This window comes from Mesorhizobium intechi (assembly GCF_002879535.1).
In the GTDB taxonomy this organism is placed as follows: domain Bacteria; phylum Pseudomonadota; class Alphaproteobacteria; order Rhizobiales; family Rhizobiaceae; genus Mesorhizobium; species Mesorhizobium intechi.
The window spans coordinates 1-2,868 of the sequence record NZ_PNOT02000086.1 but is presented as its reverse complement, the minus strand read 5'-3'; the positions used below and the strand labels follow the sequence as shown (position 1 = coordinate 2,868).

The 2,868-nt window shown below is 63.7% G+C and carries 2 protein-coding genes; both read right to left on the bottom strand.

The genetic code is table 11. The features are described from left to right. Window positions 1-122: 122 nt before the first annotated feature. Window positions 123-803 carry an outer membrane protein gene (locus C1D09_RS08270; protein ID WP_143973817.1) on the bottom strand — a complete coding sequence of 227 codons (681 nt, stop codon included), beginning with the start codon at window positions 801-803 and terminating at the stop codon, window positions 123-125. Window positions 804-1,043: 240 nt separating this feature from the next. Further along, window positions 1,044-2,868 (bottom strand): phosphate acyltransferase (locus C1D09_RS08260; RefSeq protein WP_143973816.1); only part of this gene is annotated, 1,825 nt, incomplete at its 5' end.

Genomic DNA, 2,868 nt, shown 5'->3' with positions numbered 1-2,868 from the left:
GTTGCCGGTTAATCGTCTATTTCGGATGCGGTGCGCCACCTGGCCAAAGCCTTAGATCGCGGCAGCGGACGGATTCTATTCGCCGGAAGGTGGCGAGGCATGGCAGATCTCTCCGCCGACTGTCAAAACTTGTAGTTCATACCGATCTTGACCGCGTTGAACGTGTTGTCGAACGTGGTGTTGGAGTTCGGGGCATAGTCGATGGTCTGGTCCCTCAGATCGACATATTGATATTCGAACTTTGCCGACCAATGGTCCGTGATCGCTTGCTCCAGTCCGGCGCCAATGGTCCAGCCAACCTTGGTGTTCTTCTCGGAAAAGCTGTCGAGGGGGCCGTCGAGATACCGGTTTTCGACGCTTCCGAACGCCAGGCCACCGGTCCCGTAGATCAAGGTACCATCGAACGCATAGCCCGCCCTGGCGCGCAGCGTTCCAAACCAGTCCACCTTGGTGTCGTAAACATCGCCTAAGCCGGACGTGATCTCGTCGGAGTGCCCCTTGATGCCGGCTCCGGAAACATCGGCCTCGACGCCAAGAACCGCGGAATCGATCTGGTAGTTGTAGCCGATCTGCACGCCGCCCAGGAAACCGTCGGTGTCGTAGTCCTGCGAGCCCCGGATTGTCGGGGTGTTCGGCAGATTGTAAGCCGCGTCGGTCCTGCCGAAACCATAGCCGATTTGCCCACCGACATAGACGCCGGACCAGTCATGCACGGTCGCGGGCTCGGCACCGCTGGCGTCCGCGGCCAGAGCTTGTCCGCCGATCAGCGACAGCAACGCGGATGCGAACAGCAGGCCCTTCATGACGTCCTCGCCATCAAGTCAGATGCGCAACCATATCAGGTCGGCTTTCCCTGTGAAATCCGCTTGCGGCCAACGTCGAATTTCTGCAATCGCAAGTTGCCGGCCGGCAACACCCCGGTTTGTAGGGCCCCGGTTTGTAGGGCCCCGGTTTGTAGGGCCCCGGTTTGTAGGGCGTTGTCGCCGGCATGTGCGGGTGCTGTCCCAAAAGACCGGGCCGAGCCTGCCGAGGCCGGTTTCGGCCTAGTCCAGATTGGCGATGGCCTGCGCCTTGTGCGCGGCCTCGACCACTGCCAGCGCCGTCATGTTGACCACACCGCGCGATGTGACCGAGGGCGTCAATATGTGCGCCGGCTTGTCGGTACCGAGCAGGATCGGCCCCACATGCAGCGCATCCATCATGGCGCGCAACGCCGTCAGCGTGATGTTGGCCGAATCGAGGTTGGGGAACACCAGCAGATTGGCTTCGCCCTTCAGGCGCGAATGCGGATAGACGCGCTGGCGCAGGTGCTCGGACAGCGCGGAATCGGCATGCATTTCGCCGTCGCACTGCAGCTCCGGCGCGATGCGCGCCAGGATTGCCGCCGCCTGGCGCATCTTGAGCGCGCTTGGCGAATCGCGCGAACCGAAATCCGAATGCGACAGAAGTGCCGCCTTCGGCTCGATGCCGAAGCGCTGGATTTCCTCGGCCGCCAGCACCGTCATCTCGGCGATCTCCTCGGCAGTCGGGTCGACGGAGACGTGGGTGTCGGTGAGGAAGACGATGCCGCGCTGTGAGATCAGCATGGAAAGCGTCGACAGGTCATGGTCCTTGATGCCCGCGCGTGGCCCGATGATCAGCGTGACGTTGCGCAGGTGCCGCTCGAAGCGGCCTTCAAGGCCGCAGACCATGGCGTCGGCGTCGCCAAGCTTCAGCGCAAGTGCTGCGATCACCGTGTTGTCGGTGCGCACCATGGTGCGCGCGGCTTCCGTCGTCACGCCGCGCCGGCCGGCGAGTTCGATCAGTTGGTCGACATAGTGGCGATAGCGCGGATCGTCCTCAGGGTTGATCAGGCCGAAATCGACGTCGGGCTTGATGCGCAGGCCGTAGCGCTTCAGCCTGACCTCGATGACGTGCGGCCGGCCGATCAGGATCGGCACGGCGATGTCTTCCTCGAGCACCACCTGGGCGGCGCGCAGCACGCGCTCGTCCTCGCCGTCGGCATAGATGACGCGCTTGGCGCTCGATGCCTTGGCGGACGAGAACACCGGCTTCATCACCAGGCCGGAGCGGAAGACGAAGCGATTGAGCTTGTCGACATAGGCGGCGAAGTCGGTGATCGGCCGTGTCGCCACACCTGTGTCGCAGGCCGCCTTGGCGACGGCCGGCGCGATGCGCAGGATGAGCCTGGGATCGAAGGGCGAGGGGATCAGGAAATCGGGTCCGAAAATCGGCGTCTCGCCCGAATAGGCGCGTGCGGCGACGTCCGAAGGCTCTTCGCGGGCAAGAGCGGCGATGGCCCGCACGGCAGCCATCTTCATCTCCTCGTTGATGGCGCTGGCGCCGCAGTCGAGCGCGCCACGGAAGATGTAGGGGAAGCACAGGACATTGTTGACCTGATTGGGAAAATCGGAGCGGCCGGTGCAGATCATGGCATCGGGACGCGCCGCGCGCGCCACTTCCGGCATGATCTCGGGATTGGGATTGGCCAGCGCCAGGATCAAAGGCTTTGGCGCCATGTGTTGCAGCAGTTCTGGCTTCAGCACGCCAGCGGCCGAGAGGCCGAGGAAGACATCGGCGCCCGGGATGACATCCGCCAGCGTGCGCGCCTCGGTATCCTTCACATAGGGGTCTTTCCAGCGGTCCATCTCTTCGGTGCGGCCCTTGTAGGCGACGCCGAAACGATCGGTGACCCAGATGTTCTCGATGCGCACGCCAAGCGAGACCAGAAGGTTCAGGCAGGCGAGGGCGGCCGCACCGGCGCCGGAGGTGACGACCTTGATGTCCGAGATGGTCTTGCCGGCGAATTCCAGTCCGTTGAGCACGGCGGCGGCGACGATGATGGCGGTGCCGTGCTGGTCGTCGTGG

Coding starts and splice junctions, on each gene's coding strand:
- C1D09_RS08270 (WP_143973817.1), bottom strand. CDS start 803: ATGAAGGGCCTGCTGTTCGCATCCGCGTTGCTGTCGCTGATCGGCGGA.